Origin of the sequence: Achromobacter insolitus, assembly GCF_002209555.1 — a bacterium.
Classification (GTDB): domain Bacteria; phylum Pseudomonadota; class Gammaproteobacteria; order Burkholderiales; family Burkholderiaceae_B; genus Achromobacter; species Achromobacter insolitus.
On record NZ_NJIF01000001.1, the window covers coordinates 131,647 to 150,151 of the forward strand.

Genomic DNA, 18,505 nt, shown 5'->3' on the forward strand with positions numbered 1-18,505 from the left:
ATTAGTCTGAAAACCGGGAAGTCAAGCCGCAATTTCTGTATTATGCGAAGCACAACAATTACACATAACTTCGCCGGCGATTACAGCAGTTCCATAATCAGGAATAAACCATGGCCCGAGAATCCTACGCAGCACTGCAAGCAAAGATCGAAAAGGAAATCAACAAGCTACAAAAGAAGGCTGAAGTCCTGCAAACCAAGCGCCGCAAGCCGGTGATCACGCAGATCATCACGTCGATGCGCGAGTACGACATTACGCCTGAAGAGATCATCGCAGCCTATGGCGCCGGCAAACCCGCCCGCGCCGCCACCGGTGGCCGCCGCAAGGCCGGCGCCGCCGCCCGTCCGGCCAACGCCGCCAAACGCGCCGTTGCGCCCAAGTACCGCCATCCCCAAACAGGGGAAACGTGGAGCGGCCGTGGCAAGGCTCCCCGCTGGCTCGCCGCGGAAGAAGCCGCGGGCGCAACCCGCGACAGTTTTCTCATCAAAGAATAAAACCTATCCGCTAGTAAGAAATAAAAATCGGCGCACCATTCTGGTGCGCCGATTTTTATTTAGAAGCTGGTTCAGAAAGAGCGTGGGGGCTCACTGCACCGGGAAACGTATTTCGCGCTCCGCGCCATTATTGCCGGGAAAATTATCAAATATTGCGCGCACCAGGTACGGCATCGTCCGCAGGAAATCATCACGCTCGCTCAATATGAAAGCGCTGGAACGGTATACCTCCGCGCCGCCGCGCTGAGTGTCGTAGATATGCAGAGTGAGCGTATTGCGCTGAACGACCATGGGTACGTCCACCCAGTCCGGTCCCCAATAGCCGTATCCGGCTCCCCACGGGCGCGGGCCATAGAAACCGCCATACCCGTAACCGTAGCCGCCGTAAAAATATGGATCGTAGGGACGCTGCACCATTATCTGGGTTTGCGTCGTGCCGTAGTTGAACGACACGTCGAAACGGCCTTTGGCTCCCGGCCTGGCCTCTACCAGGCCGGTGGCGCCTATGCCTGCCCGCACCATGTCCTGATAAGACTGATATTCGAGGTTGTTGTTTTGGGAGGCGTCCGCAGCCACGAATTGATATGTCTGCCCTTCAACGCCCGAGGGCCATTGCTGAAAGGAGGTCACCCGCGCGGAAACCGTGGGAGCCGCGCACCCCGTCAAGGCAAGCGCCCCCGCCACGGCCAGCAGGCCTGCCCAGCGGCGTACATTGAACATGGACAATCTCGACATTTTGCGACCCTTCCCGCGCGCGACGGCGCCATGATACTGACTTTGACCCGTACCGCTACAAAAAGTTTACGGTACGCCATAAGGCCCAGGGCAGCACGTCATGCCCAGCCACTACAATAGACTCCTCGTTCATACAGGACTGCAATCCCATGCGCACCGACACGCCCATAACCGTATATCGCAAGGATTACCAGCCCTACCCCTACGACATTCCCGAAGTCGCCCTCGCCTTCGACCTCGCGCCGGACGCGACCGAAGTACGTTGCACGATGCAAGTGCAGCGCAAGCCCGGAGCCAGCGCCGACGCCGCCCTGGTCCTGGATGGAGAAGACCTGGAACTCGTCTCGGTAGGCGTGAATGGCGCTCCCCTGCCCGCGGACAGCTACCGTCTGTCCGAACATAGCCTTGCGTTGTATGGTCTGTCGGCCAGCGCCACCGTGGAAATCGTCAGCCGCTGTAAGCCTTCGGCCAACTCCACGCTGATGGGCCTGTACGTCTCGGGCGGCAATTTCTTTACGCAGTGCGAAGCCGAGGGCTTTCGCCGCATCACCTGGTTTGCGGACCGGCCCGACGTCATGTCGCGCTACCGCGTGACTTTGCGCGCCCAGCCGGAATACCCCGTGCTGCTGTCCAATGGCAACCTGCTCGCTAGCCGCCAGTTGCCCGATGGCCGCAATGAAGTCGAATGGGAAGATCCCTTCCCCAAGCCCTGCTACCTGTTCGCGCTGGTGGCCGGCAACCTCACGCACCGCGAAACCACCGTGAAGACCGCCAGCGGCCGCAACGTCCTGCTGCAGGTCTACAGCGATCCGGGCTCGGAATCCAAGACCGAATGGGCCTTGGATTCGCTGGTGCGCGCGCTGCGCTGGGACGAAAGCCGCTTCGGCCTGGAGCTGGACCTGGACCGCTTCATGGTCGTGGCCGTCCATGACTTCAACATGGGCGCCATGGAAAACAAGGGCTTGAACATCTTCAACGCCGCCTATGTGCTGGCGGATGCGGATACCGCCACGGACGCCAATTACGAAGGCATCGAGTCCGTCATCGGACACGAGTACTTTCACAACTGGACCGGCAACCGCGTCACTTGCCGCGACTGGTTCCAGCTGAGCCTGAAAGAAGGCCTGACCGTCTTCCGCGATCAGGAATTCAGCGCCGACATGATGGCCCAAGGCATGGATGCGGCCGAAGCCGCTAGCGCCCGCGCCGTCAAGCGGATCGACGATGTGGTGGCGCTGCGCGCCGCCCAATTCCCGGAAGATGCCGGGCCCATGGCCCACCCGATCCGGCCGGAAAGCTACCAGGAAATCGGCAACTTCTACACCGCCACCGTGTACGAGAAAGGTGCCGAGGTCATCCGCATGCAGCACACGCTGCTGGGCGAGGAAGGCTTCCGCGCGGGCATGGATGAATACTTCCGCCGCCACGATGGGCAGGCCGTGACCTGCGACGACTTCGTGGCCGCCATGGAATCGGTTTATGTGCGCCAGCATCCAGACCGCGACCTGTCCGTGTTCCGCCGCTGGTACCGCCAGGCCGGCACGCCTCGCGTGACCGTGAAACTGGACCACGACGCCGCCACGCGCCGCTGCACCGTGACGCTTACGCAGGAATGCCCGCTGGTCGGCGTGGAAAAGAAAGCTGGAGCCGACTACGTAAAGGCTCCCTATCACATCCCGTTCTCCATCGGCCTGCTGGACCAGCGCGGCCAGGCGCTGCCGTTGCGCCACGCTGGCGAGACCAAGGAAACCGCGCTGCTGGAACTGACCCAGCAAAGCCAGCAATGGGTGTTCGAAGATATCGCCGAGCGCCCCGTGCCATCGTTGCTGCGGGATTTCTCCGCTCCCGTCATCGTCGATTACGGCTGGACCAACGAAGAACTGGCCCTGCTGTCGGCGCATGACAGCAACCCCTTCGCGCGCTGGGAAGCTGGCCAGGAGTTTGCCACACGCCAGATCCTGGCCCTGGCCGAAGCCCGCCAGGCGGGCAAAACCCTGCATGCGGATGCCGCCTTCATCGAAACCTGGCGCGCATTGCTGACCGATCCCGCGCTCGACGCCGCCTATCGCGCCCGCGCCCTGGCCCTGCCGTCCGAAAAGACCCTGGCCGAGCGCATGCAGCAAGTGGACCCGCCCGCCCTGGCGGTGGCGCGCGATTTCCTGCGCGCCGAACTGGGACGCCAATTGGCCGCCGAGTTCCGCCAGGCGTTCGACGCCAACCAGACCCCCGGTGAATACAGCCCGGCGCCAGTCCCGGCCGGCAAGCGCGCCTTGAAGAACCTGGCGCTCAGCCATCTGATGGCGGCGGGAGAGCTCGACGCCCAGCGCCTGGCCGAGCAGCAGTACGACAAGGCCGGCAACATGACCGACAGCATGGCGGCGCTGTCCGCCCTGATCAATTTCGGCCAAGGCGATTTTCCCCAGACGGCACTGGCCGCGTTCTACGACAAATGGCGCGACAACGCCCTGGTGGTGGACAAGTGGTTCGCCTTGCAGGCCGCGGCTCGCTCGACCACTGTGCAGACCGCGCGCGAGCTGATGCAGCATCCTGCGTTCACCTTGCGCAACCCGAACCGCGCACGCGCGCTGATCTTCCAGTTCTGCCTGAACAACGCGCGCGGCATGCATCATCCCGACGGCACGGGCTATGCCTTCTGGGCCGAACAGGTACTGTCGCTGGATGCCCTCAACCCTGAAATCGCCGCTCGGCTGGCGCGTGCGCTGGACAACTGGTCGCGCTTCGTGCCCGCGCTGCGCACGCCCATGCAGGCTGCCCTGCAGCGGGTGCGCGCACATGAAGGCCTGTCGCGCAATGTGCAGGAAATCGTATCCAAGGCTTTAGAATTCGCAGCATAGGAGATCCCTTTGAAACGCAAAACATTGACCCAATACCTGGTGGAGCAGCAACGCTCCGCCCAAGCCCTGGCGCCGGAAGTACGGCTCCTCATCGAAGTCGTGGCGCGGGCCTGCAAGGCCATCAGCCACGCAGTGAGCAAGGGTGCGCTTGGCGGCGTCCTCGGCAGCCTCGAAAGCGAAAACGTCCAGGGCGAAGTGCAGAAGAAGCTGGACGTCCTGTCCAACGAGATTCTGCTCGAAGCCAATGAATGGGGCGGTCACCTCGCCGCCATGGCCTCGGAAGAGATGGAAACCATCCATCTGATCCCGAACCGCTACCCCAAGGGCGAATACCTGTTGTTGTTCGATCCCCTGGACGGCTCGTCGAACATCGACGTGAACGTTTCCATCGGCACCATCTTCTCGGTGCTGCACGCGCCGCACAATGTGTCCGGCGCCCCCGTTTGCGAACAGGACTTCCTGCAACCGGGCGACAAACAGGTCGTCGCCGGCTATGCCGTCTATGGCCCGCAGACCATGCTGGTGCTGACCATAGGCAATGGCGTGGTTGGCTTCACGCTGGACCGCGAAATGGGCTCTTGGGTGCTGACCCACGAAAACATCCGCGTGCCGGAAGACACCAAGGAATTCGCCATCAACATGTCGAACATGCGTCACTGGGCCGCCCCGGTCAAGCGCTATGTCGACGACTGCCTGGCCGGCACGACCGGCCCGCTGGGCAAGGACTACAACATGCGCTGGATCGCCTCCATGGTGGCCGACGTGCATCGCATCCTGACCCGCGGCGGCATCTTCATGTACCCCTGGGACGCCCGCGAACCCGGCAAGGCCGGCAAGCTGCGGCTGATGTACGAAGCCAACCCCATGAGCTTCCTGGTCGAACAGGCTGGCGGCGCCGCAATCAATGGCACCCAGCGCATCATGGAGATCCAGCCGGACAAGCTGCACCAGCGTGTCAGCGTGATCCTGGGCTCGAAGAACGAAGTCGACCGCGTCGGCCGCTACCACGCGGAAGAAGCCGCCAAGCAGTAAAACTGCGACGCTGCATCCATGAAAAAAGCCCCGGCGCCTTACGCGCCGGGGCTTTTTTCATGGACAAATGATCAGGGCGACGGTCACTTGACCTGTTCAATGGACTTCACGTCGTCCTTGTTGATCTGGACCTTCTTGCCGTCCTTGTCATACTCGTACATGCCCGATTCCTCATCGTACTTGGGCGTATCGGGCGTCACGGTCGAGCTGCCGTCCCGCTGCTGAATGACCGACGGAGACGAGCATCCGGCCAGCACCCCGAATCCGGTCACGGCCAGGGCGAGCGTCATGGTCTTCAGTTTCATGGGCGTGTTCTCCGAAAGTGAATCGTAAATTCACTGTATCTGACCCTGTCCCCGCATTCGTGACGGGTTGTGGTCAAAATGCATGCGAAGGTAATGAGGTCGCCCCCCAAAAGGCAAAAAACCCCTCGCAAGCCGGGCCTGCGAGGGGTTGCACACGCACACAAGACGCAAGCGGCCTTTACACCTTGGCGTGGGCCTCGATGTAACGGCGCACTGTGGCCACGTCGCAATCCATGGTTTCAACCCGCTGCGGCAGGGATTCCAGATCGGCCAGGTTGCCCGGCGGCGTGGCCGGACGGCCCAGCGCCTGTTCGATGGTTTCCGAGAACTTCGCCGGCAAGGCGGTTTCCAGCACCAGCATCGGCACGCCGGGTTCAACGAAGTCGCGCGCGACCTTGACGCCATCGGCGGTATGCGGATCGATCAACACGCCGGTTGCGTCGTAGACCGAGCGGATGGTAGCCAGACGGTCGTCATGCGAGCTCGCGCCCGACACGAAGCCATAGCGCTCCTCGAATTGCGGTTTCAGCGAGGACAGATCGAACGATCCATCGCGCGCCATGCTGGCCCACAACGCTTTGACGCGGGCGGCATCGCGGCCCACCAGATCGAACACGAAGCGCTCGAAGTTCGAGGCCCGCGAAATGTCCATCGAGGGGCTGGAGGTGGCATAGGTCTGCTCGGCGGGACGCGGACGATAGACACCGGTACGGAAGAACTCTTCCAGCACATTGTTCTCGTTGGTGGCCAGCACCAGGCGGCGGATGGGCAGGCCCATGCTGCGCGCGATATGTCCGGACAGGATATTGCCGAAGTTGCCCGAGGGAACCGCGAACGAAACCTGCTCGCCAGCCTTGCTGGTGGCGCGCAGCCAGCCATGGAAGTAGTACACCACCTGGGCGGCGATGCGCGCCCAGTTGATGGAATTGACCGCGCCGAGGCGATACTTGGTCTTGAATTCCAGGTCGCCCGCCAAGGCCTTGACGATGTCCTGGGCCTCGTCGAAGACGCCGCGCACGGCGATGTTGTGGATGTTCTCGTCCTGCAGCGAGTACATCTGGGCGCGCTGGAACGCGCTCATGCGGCCGTGGGGCGACAGCATGAATACCGCCACGCCCTTTTTGCCGCGCAAGGCATACTCGGCCGCCGAACCCGTGTCGCCGGACGTTGCGCCCACGATATTCAGGGTCGTGCCACGCTTGGACAGCACATACTCGAAGACCTGGCCCAGGAACTGCATGGCCATGTCCTTGAAGGCCAGCGTCGGACCTTCAGACAGGCCCAGCAGCGACAGGCCGCCGTCCAGCGGGCGCAGCGGGACGATGTCCTCGCTATTGAAGATTTGCTGCGTGTAGGCCGCGCGGGTGAGGCGGCGCAGATCGTCGGCCGGGATGTCGGTGGCGAACATCGACAGCACTTCGAACGCCAAGTCGGCATACGGCAGGCCGCGCCAGGACTCCAGCGTGTCGGCCGAGACCTGGGGCAGTTGCTCCGGAACGGCCAAGCCGCCGTCCGGCGCCAGGCCTTCCAGCAGGATGTCCGAGAATTGCAGCGGTGTCATGCCGCCACGAGTAGATATGTATTTCATGTCGATGGTTCCGCTATGCGCTACGCCGTTGCTCCCGGACCCCGGCCGCCGCGGAACCGGCTTTGCCGGTCCGCCAGCGGCGCCCCCTGGAGGAGGAAGCGCCGCAGGCGCTTCGGGGGTGCGGCTTGCTCACGTCAGGTTTTCCACGCGCAGGCGCGTGACTTTGGAACGGACGAACGGCAGGGCCTCGATACGCTCGATCGCCCGATTGACATTGCCTTCGACTGCTTCGTGCGTCAGGAAGATGATGTCGGCGCCGCCGATGTGGGACGGCTGCTGGATCATCGATCCAATGGAAATGGAACGGTCGGCCAGAATGCGCGCGATATCGGCCAGCACGCCCGGCTGATCGTCCACGCGCAGGCGCAGGTAGTACGAGGTGCTGACCTTTTCGATCGGCAGGATCGGCGTATCGGACATGGCGTCCGGCTGGAAAGCCAGATGCGGCACGCGGTTGCCCGGATCGGCGGTGTGCAGGCGGGTCACGTCGACCAGGTCAGCCACCACGGCCGAGGCGGTGGGCTCTTCGCCCGCGCCCTGGCCATAGTACAGCGTGGGGCCCACGGCATCGCCCTTGACCAGCACGGCGTTCATGGCACCTTCGACGTTGGCCAGCAGGCGCTCTGCGGGCACCAGCGCGGGATGCACGCGCAGTTCGATGCCATCGGGGCGGCGCTTGGTGACACCCAGCAGCTTGATGCGATAGCCCAGGCGTTCCGCGTGTTCGATGTCTTCGGCAGCCAGCTGCGAAATACCCTCGATGTAGGCGCGGTCGAATTGGACCGGTACGCCGAAAGCGAGCGAAGCCAGCAGGGTCAGTTTGTGAGCCGCATCCACGCCTTCCACGTCGAACGTGGGATCGGCTTCGGCATAGCCCAGGCGCTGCGCCTCGGCCAACACGTCGGCGAATGGCAGGCCGCGCGAACGCATCTCGGACAGGATGAAGTTGGTGGTGCCGTTGATGATGCCGGCCACCCACTGGATGCGGTTGGCGGTAAGGCCCTCGCGGATTGCCTTGATGATGGGAATACCACCGGCGACGGCGGCCTCGAAGGTCACCATCACGCCGCGCTCGTGGGCCGCCGCGAAAATTTCGTTGCCATGCTTGGCCAGCAAGGCCTTGTTGGCGGTCACGACATGCTTGCCGTTGGCGATGGCTTCCAGCACCAGTTCACGCGCCAGCGTATCGCCGCCGATCAGTTCGACGACGATGTCGATTTCAGGATCGCGCACCAGCGCGCGTACATCGGTATCGACCAGAATGGCGTCGCCGACACGGGCGCGCGCCTTGGCCACGTCGCGCACGGCGGCGCGGGTCACCTCGATGCGGCGGCCGGCACGGCGAGCGATTTCTTCTGCATTACGCGACAGCACCGCCCAGGTGCCTCCGCCAACCACGCCCAGGCCGAGCAGGCCGACTTTCATGGGTTTCATCGCGGCGCCTTCTGCGGGCGGGCGTTGAGGGGAATTCATTTCAGTTCTCCATAGCTGCTATGCAAGGGACACCATACCTGGCAGCACCAAGCGCGGCCGCGCGGAGCCGGCTTCGCCGGTCCGCTGCGGCGCCCCCAGGGGGAAGCGCGCAGCGCTGCGGGGGGAGCCCTACTTCAGCAATCCGTCCTTGCGGAACATGTCTTTGATGCCTCGCACCGCTTGCCGCGTGCGCTGCTCGTTTTCGATCAGGGCGAAGCGCACGTATTCGTCGCCGTACTCGCCGAAGCCGATCCCGGGGGACACGGCCACTTTCGCATCCGACAGGACACGCTTGGCAAATTCCAAAGAGCCCATCGCCCTGTAGGGTTCGGGAATCTGCGCCCAGATGTACATGGACGCCTTGGGAATTTCCACATTCCAACCTGCTTCATGCAAGCCGCGCACGAGCACGTCGCGGCGGCTTTGATACTGTGCCACGATTTCGTTCACGCAGTCCTGCGGACCGTCGAGGGCGGCGATGGACGCCACCTGGATCGGCGTGAACGTGCCGTAGTCGTGATAACTCTTGATGCGCGCGAGCGCATTGACCAGCTCGCGGTTGCCGACCATGTAGCCGATGCGCCAGCCCGCCATGTTGTAGCTCTTGCTCATCGTGAAGAACTCGACCGCGACATCGCGCGCGCCAGGCACCTGCATGATGGACGGAGCCACGTAGCCGTCGAAGGTGATGTCGGCGTAGGCCAGATCGTGCACGACCAGGATATCGTGTTCCTTGGCCAGCGCGACCACGCGTTCGAAGAACGACAGGTCCACGCACTGTGCGGTCGGATTGCTGGGAAAGCCCAGCACCATCATCTTGGGCTTGGGAATGGATTCGCGCACGGCGCGCTCCAGTTCCTCGAAGAAATCCACGCCCGGCGTCATGCGCACCGAACGGATGTTGGCGCCGGCGATGACCGCGCCGTAGATGTGGATCGGATAGCTGGGGTTGGGCACCAGGACCGTGTCGCCGCGGTCCAGGGTGGCCAGCATCAGGTGGGCCAGGCCTTCCTTGGACCCGATGGTGACGATGGCTTCGGAGTCCGGATCGAACTCGACCGCATAGCGGCGCTGGTACCAGTCACAGATCGCCTTGCGCAGGCGCGGAATGCCCTTGGACACCGAATAGCCGTGCGTCGTCGGGCGGATTGTGGCTTCCACCATCTTGTCGACGATGTGCTTGGGAGTTGCGCCGTCCGGATTGCCCATGGACATGTCGATGATGTCTTCGCCGCGCCTACGCGCCGCCATCTTGAGCTCGCCGGTAATGTTGAAAACGTACGGGGGCAAACGCTCGATGCGGGAGAACTTCCTCATGATGGGAATCCTTAGGGGCGATAAAAGGGCAAAAAAACCAGGGCGCGAATGCGCGAAGGGGAAATGGGTTCGAAACGCCGCGGGAGCACAAGATTGCAGCGCAGCAAAACCCTGTAATCTAGCGCAAGGACGCCCGTGCGGCAAATGGGAAAAAAACGGGGCCGCTTTCCGCGTCCGCCCCCCGTAAAAGTCCGCATTCCGGGGGGGCTGCCTCGCTCTCCATTTTGCTCGTTGCCCAAACCCGCTAAACCGGCGCCTCCGGGGGGCGTGGATACCCTGCAACATGGCGTCATCCTGATGCGCTATTATCGGGAACATAAAGCCGGAGTTTTTATTGAAGCTGCATACCGATCCTGCGACGGCCGCTCTGAATACCGTCACCGCCTATGGCGATGGCTACATCGAGGTCAACCAGGTACGTTTTTCCTCCTCGGTCGCATTCGGCCCCGAAGGCGAAGTTACCCACTGGCCCGTTGAGTCGCCGGCCGACATCACCCCCACCCTCTTGCGCCAGGCGGCCGGATTGTCCGAGCCCGTCCGCGACCCCATGGCATTTCTGGACGAACCAGAAGCCAGCCCTACCCGTCCCGCGAACGCGCCGGAAGTGCTGCTGGTGGGCACGGGCGCGCGTCAGCAGTTCCTGCGCCCCGACGTGCTGCGCCCCCTGCTGGCGGCCGGCATCGGGGTCGAGATCATGGACACCCACGCCGCCTCGCGTACCTACAACATCCTGATGGCGGAGGGCCGGCGCGTGGTCGTGGCCCTCATCCCCCCCAACGGAGAATCCCAGAAATGACGCCGACCATAGGCAAACCCGCGCCGCTGTTCACCGCCGAAAGCACCATAGGTCCGATCAGCCTGGAGCAATGCCAGGGCCGCGCCGTGATCCTGTATTTCTACCCCAAGGACAATACGCCTGGCTGCACCACCGAAAGCCAGGACTTCCGCGACCTGCACGCCGATTTCCTGGCGGCCAGCGCCGTGGTCATCGGCATCTCGCGCGACTCCCTGAAATCGCACGAGAACTTCAAGGCCAAGTACGAACTTCCCTTCCCTCTCATTTCCGACGCCGACGAAACCGTCTGCAATCTGTTCGGCGTCATCAAGCAAAAGAACATGTACGGCAAGCAGGTGCGAGGCATCGAACGCAGCACTTTCCTGATCGATGCCTATGGTGTGCTGGTGCAGGAGTGGCGCGGGGTGAAGGTCCCGGGCCACGCCAAGGAAGTCCTGCAGGCAGCAAAAAGCATCGGTTAGCCGTCAGCACAGGTTTACCCGTCAGGCGCTATAGCCGGCCCACACTGGAGAGTGACAAATATGCCGCTTCCGAAGTTGCCCACCCGTCCCGCAGCCATCCTGACCTTCCCCTCGGGCGAATCCGCCCGGGCGCAGGCCCGCAGCCCCAAGACCGCCGCTGCGCGGTCCAATACCCAGACAGTCCTGGCCGAAGATGACGAGGACGAGCTTCTCGTCCAGCCCGAACTCGAAGGCCTGGCAGCGCCGGCCCGCAAGGCGCAGATTCCCGCGCCTGCTCGCCAGGTGCCGCCACCGGCGCCCGCAGCCCCTGCCGCACGCGCCGAAACGCGCCGCGCCAAGCCCGCGCCCGCTCCAGCCAAGCGCGCCAAGGCCCGCGCCCAGAACGAACCGCGCAAGCTGTTCGTTCTGGACACCAATGTATTGCTGCACGACCCCAGCTCGCTGTTCCGCTTCGAAGAGCACGACATCTTCTTGCCGATGATGACGCTCGAAGAGCTGGATCACCAGAAAAAAGGCATGTCGGAAGTGGCGCGCAACGCGCGCCAGGTCAGCCGTTCCCTGGACGCGCTGGTGCAGGACGCGACCCAGCTCGATGAAGGGCTGGAACTGGCCAAGCTGGGTAACAAGGACGCCACCGGCCGCCTGATGTTCCAGACGACCGCCATCCACAGCACCCTGCCCTCCGACCTGCCCATGGGCAAGGCCGACAACCAGATCCTGGGCGTTGTCCGGGCGTTGCAGGAAAAGTACCCGCAACGGGATGTCGTGCTGGTGTCCAAGGACATCAACATGCGCCTGAAGGCGCGCGCGCTGGGCATGGCCGCGGAAGATTACTTCAACGACCATGTGCTGGAAGACTCGGACCTGATGTATTCGGGCGTGATGCAACTGCCCGAGGACTTCTGGAACAAGCACGGCAAGGACGTCGAATCCTGGCAACAGGGCGGCACCACCTTCTACCGCATCCATGGCCCGCTCTGCTCGCAGTTCGTGGTCAACCAGTTTGTCTACTTCGAAGGCCAGATGCCGCTGTACGCCCAGGTGCGCGAAGTCAGCGGCAAGATGGCGGTCCTGGCGACTCTGCGCGACTACACGCACGGCAAGAACAACGTCTGGGGTATCACCGCGCGCAACCGCGAGCAGAACTTCGCCATGAACCTGCTGATGAACCCGGAATGCGATTTCGTTTCGCTGCTGGGCCAGGCGGGCACGGGCAAGACGCTGCTGGCGCTGGCCGCAGGCATCACGCAGGTGCTGGAGACCAAGCGCTACACCGAAATCATCATGACCCGCGTCACGGTGCCGGTCGGCGAAGACATCGGTTTCCTGCCGGGTACCGAAGAAGAGAAGATGCTGCCGTGGATGGGCGCCCTGGAAGACAACCTGGACGTCCTGAACATGGGCGAAGGCGAAGGCAACGGCGACTGGGGGCGCGCCGCCACCATGGATCTGATCCGTTCACGGATCAAGGTGAAGTCCCTGAACTTCATGCGTGGCCGCACCTTCCTGAACAAGTACCTGATCATCGACGAAGCGCAGAACCTGACGCCCAAGCAGATGAAAACGCTGGTCACCCGCGCGGGCCCCGGCACCAAGGTGATCTGCCTGGGCAATATCGCCCAGATCGATACGCCCTACCTGACGGAAGGCAGTTCCGGCCTGACCTTCGTCGTCGACCGTTTCAAGGGCTGGCCGCACTCGGGGCACGTCACCTTGCAACGCGGCGAACGTTCGCGCCTGGCCGACTACGCCGGAGATGTTCTGTAACTCCTTGCCACCAAAGAGAAAAGCCCCTTGATCGCTCAAGGGGCTTTTTTTTGCCGGCGTGACGACTATTTGTCAGCGGCGTTGGTAATGGCGTTGCCAGCCTTGGACATGTCCTTGCCCATGCCCGCGACGGTATTGCAACCGGCGAGGACGAAGCCGAACACGACAAAGGCGGTCAGCACGATCTTGCTGCGCATGCTGGCGCTCCTGAGGTGGTGAAACGAATCCGGGGCGTACTTTAGACGATCTGGACGCGAAGTTCACCCAGGCCTTCCACGCCGCCGGTGATCACATCCCCTTGCAGCACGGCGCCGACGCCTTCCGGCGTGCCAGTGAAGATGATGTCGCCGGGTTGCAGTTCGAACAGGCCGGACAGGTAGGAAATGCTCTCGGGTATGTTCCACAGCATCTGGGAGATGTCGCTGGACTGCTTGCGCTGACCATTGACGTCCAGCCAGATGGCGCCCTTTTCCAGGGTGCCGACCACGCTGCGCGGATGGATCGGGCCCAGCGGCGCGGACAGGTCGAACGCCTTGCCGATTTCCCAGGGACGGCCCTGCTTCTTCATTTCGCCTTGCAGGTCGCGGCGCGTCATGTCCAGGCCCAGCGCATAGCCCCACACGCAATCATTGGCCTGTTCCACCGGAATGTCGCGGCCGCCCTTGCCCAGTACCACGACCAATTCCATCTCGTAGTGCAGATTGGACGTCTTGGGCGGATACGGCATCTTGCCGGTTTCGCCGTCGGCCACGCTCAGGACGGCATCGGCGGGCTTGCAGAAGAAGAACGGATCCTCGCGGCCGGTGAAGCCCATTTCCTTGGCGTGTTCGGCGTAGTTGCGGCCGACGCAGTAGACGCGGCGCACCGGAAACAGCGCGGCGCTGCCGGCAACGGGAACCGCGACGGGCGGCTGGGGGGGCAATACGTAGTCCATGTTCAATCGACCTATGAAGAATACGTGGCCGGAATCCGGCAAAAGAAAATAGCCAGCCCCGCGAGGCACCCGCTACCGGAAGAGGCAGGAGGCGGCCTCCGTGGGAGGCGGACCAGACGGTGAAAAGTCATCCGCGAGTTTATCCCTTTCCGCGCGCGCAGGCGCGGCCGGGAACGTTCAGCTGAAAGTAGGAATTTCCCCGTCGTACACCACCAGGCGCTCGATGAAGCCAGCCATATACGTCTTCATTTCCTGATGCGCCGGCGACACCTGGTAGCGGTCGTGCGCGGGACCGTCCACGAACGCCGCCACCACCGCATGCGTCAGACCGTCCGAGCGGCTGGCGACGTTGGGCCGGAAGGCATATCCCACCACCCCATCGCATTCGGCCAGGATGCGCTGGCAATAGCCCTGCACGCGGTCATGGAAGCGCGCATCGGCGGCACCGGACAGTTGCAGCATTACGACATGCAAGAACATCAGGATTCCTTTTTCGTGCGGGTAAGCGCCAGCCAGGCCCGCGAGACCAGTCCCATGATGCCGTCGCGGAACAAGAGGACGCAAAGTATGAAAATCGCGCCTTGGACGATAAGCACCCAGGAGCCCAGCGGCGCCAGATAGTTCTGCAACGAGACAAAGGTAAAGGCGCCGGCCAGGGGACCGAACACCGTCCCGATGCCGCCCAGGAGCGCCATCAGCACCACTTCGCCGTTGGCATGCCAATGCACGTCCGTCAGCGAAGCGACGCCAAACACCAATACCTTGAGGCCGCCGGCCAGCCCCGCCACCGAGGCCGACAGCGTGAACGCCATGAGCTTGTAGCGCGAGGTGGAATAACCGAGCGAGCGCGCGCGTTGTTCGTTGTCGCGCACCGAGCGGATCACTTCGCCGAAAGGCGAATTCAGCACGCGTAGCACAAAGGCGTAGCCCAGCGCGAACACTGCCAAGGTGAAGTAATACATGGGCATCACGCCTTCCAGGTCGAAGATGCCGAACAGCTTGCCGCGCGGCACGCTCTGCAGGCCATCCTCTCCGCCTGTAAAGCCGCCCTGGACCGCAATGAAGTAGACCAGCTGCGATAGCGCCAACGTAATCATCGCGAAGTAAATGCCTTGGCGGCGGATCGCGACCGCACCGAAGGCCAGGCCGAGCAGACCGCCTGTCAGCACGCCAGCCAGCAGGCCAAGTTCGGGAGTCGCGCTCAGAAGCTTCATCACGATACCCGTCGCGTAGGCCGCTGCACCGAAGAACGCGGCATGCCCGAACGACAGCAGCCCCACATAGCCCACCAGCAGATTGAAGGCCGCCGCAAATAGCGCGAAGCACAGCACCTTCATCAGGAAGGTCGGGTAGATGAACCAGGGCGCAACCAGCGCAGCCACCGCCAGCACCGCCATCGCGACGCGCATGCCGCGGCGGCTGAGTTGCACCGGCTCGCGGGTTGCCTCGGCAGCCAGCACGTTCTGCACCTGCAAAGGCTTGCCGAACAAGCCGGCGGGCTTGCACAGCAGCACCAGCACCATGATGATGAAGATCGCCAGATTGGCGGCTTCGGGGTAGAACACTTTGGTCAGGCCTTCGATGATGCCCAGTCCGAAGCCGCTGACGATCGCTCCCATGATGGAGCCCATGCCGCCGATCACCACTACCGCGAACACGACCACCACCAGGTTGGATCCCATCATCGGACTGACCTGGTAGATAGGCGCGGCGATTACGCCCGCCACCGAAGCCAGCGCCACGCCCAGCGCATAGGTCAGCGTGATGAGCAGAGGCACGTTGATGCCGAAGGAGCGCACCACCGTCGGATTTTCGGTGGCCGCGCGCAGCATGGCGCCCACACGGGTCTTCTCGATCAACACCCAGACCGCCAGGCACAGCACCAGCGACACGGCCACCGCCCAGCCGCGATACCAGGGCAGGAACATGAAACCCAGGTTGACGCCACCGGCCAGCGCCTTGGGTATCGTATAAGGCAAGCCCGACACGCCGTAAGCCTGCCGCAGGCCGCCTTCGATCAGCAACGCGATGCCGAAGGTGAGCAACAGCCCGTACAGGTGATCCATGCGGTAGGTGCGCGAGATCAGCAGGCGTTCGACCACGATGGCGAACACGGCCATGATGAGCGGCACCAACACCAGCGCAGCCCAGTAATTCACGCCCAGATAGTTCAGCAGCATCCAGGCAAGGAACGCGCCCGCGGTGTATTGCGCGCCATGGGCGAAGTTGATGATGTTCAACAGGCCGAAGATCACCGCCAGCCCGATCGACAGCAGCGCATAGAACGATCCGTTGATCAGGCCCAGCAGCAGCTGGCCGAATAGTGCCGTCGACGGCACGCCGAAAATTTCGAACACGTGGATTCTCCCTCAGACACCCAGGCGGCGCTTGATCCGCTCGGGATCGTTGCGCGCTTCTTCCGCCGACAGCTGGTCAACCACGCAGCCGTGTTCCATGACGTAGTGGCGGTCGGCCACCTTGGTCGCGAAGCGGAAGTTCTGCTCGACCAGCACGATGGTGAAGCCCCGTTCCTTCAAGGTGCGGATGGCATGCCCGATCTGCTGCACGATGACGGGCGCCAGGCCCTCGGTGGGTTCGTCCAGCAGGATGAGCTGCGCGCCGGTGCGCAAAATGCGCGCGATCGCCAGCATCTGCTGTTCTCCCCCCGAGAGATTGCCGCCCGAACTGGCACTGCGTTCGCGCAGGTTGGGAAACAGCGTATAGATCTCGTCGAGCGACATGCCGCCGTCGGCCAGGCGCGGCGGCAGCATCAGGTTTTCGGTCACGTTGAGGCTGCGGAACACGGCCCGTTCTTCCGGGCAATACACGACGCCCAGCCGCGGAATGCGGTGCGGGGCCATGCCCACGGTTTCCTGGCCGTTCAGGCGGATGGAGCCGCGCCGCTTGTCCATGATGCCCATGATGGCGCGCAGCGTGGTCGTCTTGCCCGCCCCGTTGCGGCCCAGGATGGTGACCAGCTCACCGCGCTTCACTTCCATGTCCACGCCATGCAGCACATGGGATTCGCCGTACCAGGCGTTGAGGTCCTTGATCGACAGCATCTCAGTGCGCCTCCTCGTCCGAACCCATGTATGCGGTGATGACGCGCTCATCGCTCGACACCGTGGCATAGTCGCCCTGGGCCAGCACCGCCCCGCGCGCGAGCACCGTGATGGTGTCGGACAGGTCCGCCACCACCGACAGGTTGTGCTCGACCATCAGGATGCTGCGGTTGGCCGATGCGCGCCGGATCAGCGCGGCAATGCGGGTCACGTCTTCCTGGCCCAGTCCCGCCATGGGCTCGTCCAGCAGCATGATCTCTGGCTCCAGCGCCAGGGTCATCGCGATCTCCAGCGCGCGCTTGCGCCCATAGGGCAAGAGTGCCGCGGTGGTGTGCGCCAGGCCGGTCAGGCCGACTGCATCCAGCAGTTCCATGGCGCGCCCGTTCAGGCGGTCGATGCTGCTGCGGCTGCGCCAGAAGCGCCATCCATCGCCGTGTTGGCGCATCAGCGCCACACGCATGTTCTGCAACGCCGTCAGTCCCAGGAACACGGCGGATATCTGGAACGAACGGACGATGCCCAGGCGCGCGATCTGCTCCGGCGCGAGCGCCGTGATGTCTCGGCCGCGATAGTGGATGACGCCTGCATCGGGCGTGAGGAACTTGGTCAGCAGATTGAAGCAGGTGGTTTTGCCTGCGCCATTGGGGCCGATCAAGGCATGGATGGAACCTTCGCGCAGAGACAGGGACACGCCGTCGACGGCGTTGAAGCCGCCGAACCGCTTGATCAGGCCCTGCGCGGACAGGACCGCTGGGGAGTTCATGGACGCGCTCCTACATGCGGGCCAACAGGCCGCCATCGATCGCCAGGACAAGTCCGTTGACGAACGACGCGCCCGGCGAGGCCAGATAGACCACCGCGGGCGCGATATCTTCCGGTGCGGCCCAGCGCCCGGCGGGCACCGCCGAGGCCAGGAAGGACTGGAACTGTGGATTGTCCTGCAGTCCCTGCGTGAAATCGGTGCGCACGAAACCAGGTGCCAATGCGTTGCAGGTGATGCCGCTGGCGCCGTACTCGACCGCCAGCGCGCGGGTGAACGCCGCAATCGCGCCCTTGGCGGTAGCGTAGGCCGCGATATTCGGCATGGTGGCCTGTCCCGCCACCGAAGACATCAGCACGATGCGGCCGAACCCACGCTTGCCCATGCCGGGCAGCACGGCCCGCGCGCAATGGAAGGCTCCGTTGACGTGCACGTTCTGCAGCATCTGCCATTCGGCGGAACTCATCTCCACCACGGGCTTGCGGTTCTGGTTGCCCGCGTTGCTGACCAGCACGTCGATCGCCAGCCCCGCGCCCTCCAATTGCGCAACGGCCTCGGACACGGCCTTCTCGTCGGCGACGTCGAATGGCGCCCCATGGGCCTTGATGCCTTCGGCCGCCAAGCGTTCGCATGCCGCGACGCAAGCCTCGGCCGACAGGTCATTGATTACCACCTGGGCGCCCGCCTGGCCCAGTGCCCGCGCGATCGCATAGCCCAGCCCCCTTGCAGCGCCAGTCACCAGCGCGACGCGCCCCGCCAGACCGAACGTGCGGTCCAGATAGTCGTGTTTCAAGCTTGTCTCCTTGTTTTTTATGTGCCGGATTTCTTGGCCCGGCCTGTGTCGCTGCACGCTTCCGACTCGCGAAAACGTGATTGACATAAATCTCAATATACGCGACTATTTTTAAACACTCAATAACAAGATT

Annotated in this window: 18 protein-coding genes; 6 read left to right on the top strand and 12 right to left on the bottom strand. The window is 63.3% G+C overall.

Features of this window, described 5'->3' with window-relative positions:
• Positions 1–110: 110 nt before the first annotated feature.
• Positions 111–494: an H-NS histone family protein gene (locus CEY08_RS00610; RefSeq protein ID WP_076812128.1), complete on the top strand. Its 384-nt coding sequence runs from the start codon at positions 111–113 to the stop codon at positions 492–494.
• 90 nt (positions 495–584) lie between these two features.
• On the opposite strand, the gene CEY08_RS00615 is transcribed toward CEY08_RS00610, so the two are convergent.
• Positions 585–1,229, bottom strand: a complete 645-nt coding sequence (locus CEY08_RS00615; protein WP_082884685.1) for a DUF4136 domain-containing protein — start codon at positions 1,227–1,229, stop codon at positions 585–587.
• Between the two features lie 149 nt (positions 1,230–1,378).
• Between CEY08_RS00615 and pepN the strand changes: the two genes are divergently transcribed.
• A complete protein-coding gene (pepN, locus tag CEY08_RS00620) occupies positions 1,379–4,084 on the top strand; it encodes an aminopeptidase N (RefSeq protein WP_076812124.1) in 2,706 nt (901 codons plus the stop codon).
• A gap of 9 nt (positions 4,085–4,093) precedes the next feature.
• A complete protein-coding gene (locus CEY08_RS00625; RefSeq protein WP_042792667.1) occupies positions 4,094–5,116 on the top strand; it encodes a class 1 fructose-bisphosphatase in 1,023 nt (340 codons plus the stop codon).
• Positions 5,117–5,199: 83 nt separating this feature from the next.
• Here the strand turns inward: CEY08_RS00625 and CEY08_RS00630 are convergent, their stop codons facing one another.
• From CEY08_RS00630 to alaC, 4 genes are all read right to left on the bottom strand, one after another.
• On the bottom strand, positions 5,200–5,421 hold the full coding sequence (locus CEY08_RS00630) for a YgdI/YgdR family lipoprotein (protein ID WP_042792666.1): 222 nt from the start codon (positions 5,419–5,421) through the stop codon (positions 5,200–5,202).
• Positions 5,422–5,599: 178 nt separating this feature from the next.
• Complete coding sequence (gene thrC, locus CEY08_RS00635) at positions 5,600–7,009, bottom strand: threonine synthase (protein ID WP_076812119.1); 1,410 nt, start codon at positions 7,007–7,009, stop codon at positions 5,600–5,602.
• 129 nt (positions 7,010–7,138) lie between these two features.
• Complete coding sequence (locus CEY08_RS00640) at positions 7,139–8,443, bottom strand: homoserine dehydrogenase (protein WP_076817557.1); 1,305 nt, start codon at positions 8,441–8,443, stop codon at positions 7,139–7,141.
• Positions 8,444–8,611: 168 nt separating this feature from the next.
• On the bottom strand, positions 8,612–9,799 hold the full coding sequence (alaC, locus tag CEY08_RS00645; protein WP_042792664.1) for an alanine transaminase: 1,188 nt from the start codon (positions 9,797–9,799) through the stop codon (positions 8,612–8,614).
• Between the two features lie 334 nt (positions 9,800–10,133).
• Here alaC and CEY08_RS00650 point away from each other — a divergent pair, with 334 nt between their 5' ends.
• From CEY08_RS00650 to CEY08_RS00660, 3 genes are read left to right on the top strand one after another with little or no spacing between them, the layout of a single operon-like run.
• A complete protein-coding gene (locus CEY08_RS00650) occupies positions 10,134–10,595 on the top strand; it encodes an Mth938-like domain-containing protein (protein WP_042792663.1) in 462 nt (153 codons plus the stop codon).
• Positions 10,592–11,056 (top strand): peroxiredoxin, encoded by a 465-nt coding sequence (locus CEY08_RS00655; RefSeq protein WP_042792662.1) that lies wholly within the window; start codon positions 10,592–10,594, stop codon positions 11,054–11,056. Before CEY08_RS00650 ends, CEY08_RS00655 begins: the two co-directional genes overlap by 4 nt.
• A 60-nt stretch (positions 11,057–11,116) precedes the next feature.
• Complete coding sequence (locus CEY08_RS00660) at positions 11,117–12,823, top strand: PhoH family protein (protein ID WP_076812116.1); 1,707 nt, start codon at positions 11,117–11,119, stop codon at positions 12,821–12,823.
• Positions 12,824–12,888: 65 nt separating this feature from the next.
• On the opposite strand, the gene CEY08_RS00665 is transcribed toward CEY08_RS00660, so the two are convergent.
• From CEY08_RS00665 to CEY08_RS00695, 7 genes are all read right to left on the bottom strand, one after another.
• Positions 12,889–13,020, bottom strand: coding sequence for an entericidin A/B family lipoprotein (locus CEY08_RS00665; protein WP_042792660.1), 132 nt, complete (start codon positions 13,018–13,020; stop codon positions 12,889–12,891).
• A 41-nt stretch (positions 13,021–13,061) separates the two neighbouring features.
• Positions 13,062–13,757, bottom strand: a complete 696-nt coding sequence (locus CEY08_RS00670; RefSeq protein ID WP_042792659.1) for a fumarylacetoacetate hydrolase family protein — start codon at positions 13,755–13,757, stop codon at positions 13,062–13,064.
• A 177-nt stretch (positions 13,758–13,934) separates the two neighbouring features.
• Entirely contained in the window at positions 13,935–14,237 is a 303-nt protein-coding gene (locus CEY08_RS00675) for a Dabb family protein (protein WP_076812113.1), read from the bottom strand.
• Complete coding sequence (locus CEY08_RS00680) at positions 14,237–16,114, bottom strand: ABC transporter permease (RefSeq protein WP_076812110.1); 1,878 nt, start codon at positions 16,112–16,114, stop codon at positions 14,237–14,239. Before CEY08_RS00680 ends, CEY08_RS00675 begins: the two co-directional genes overlap by 1 nt.
• 12 nt (positions 16,115–16,126) lie before the next feature.
• The gene (locus CEY08_RS00685; protein ID WP_042792656.1) at positions 16,127–16,819 is read right to left on the bottom strand and encodes an ABC transporter ATP-binding protein; all 693 of its coding nucleotides are present in this window, start codon (positions 16,817–16,819) and stop codon (positions 16,127–16,129) included.
• Position 16,820: 1 nt separating this feature from the next.
• On the bottom strand, positions 16,821–17,582 hold the full coding sequence (locus tag CEY08_RS00690) for an ABC transporter ATP-binding protein (RefSeq protein ID WP_042792655.1): 762 nt from the start codon (positions 17,580–17,582) through the stop codon (positions 16,821–16,823).
• Between the two features lie 10 nt (positions 17,583–17,592).
• Positions 17,593–18,372 (bottom strand): SDR family NAD(P)-dependent oxidoreductase, encoded by a 780-nt coding sequence (locus CEY08_RS00695; protein ID WP_076812106.1) that lies wholly within the window; start codon positions 18,370–18,372, stop codon positions 17,593–17,595.
• Between the last annotated feature and the right edge of the window lie 133 nt (positions 18,373–18,505).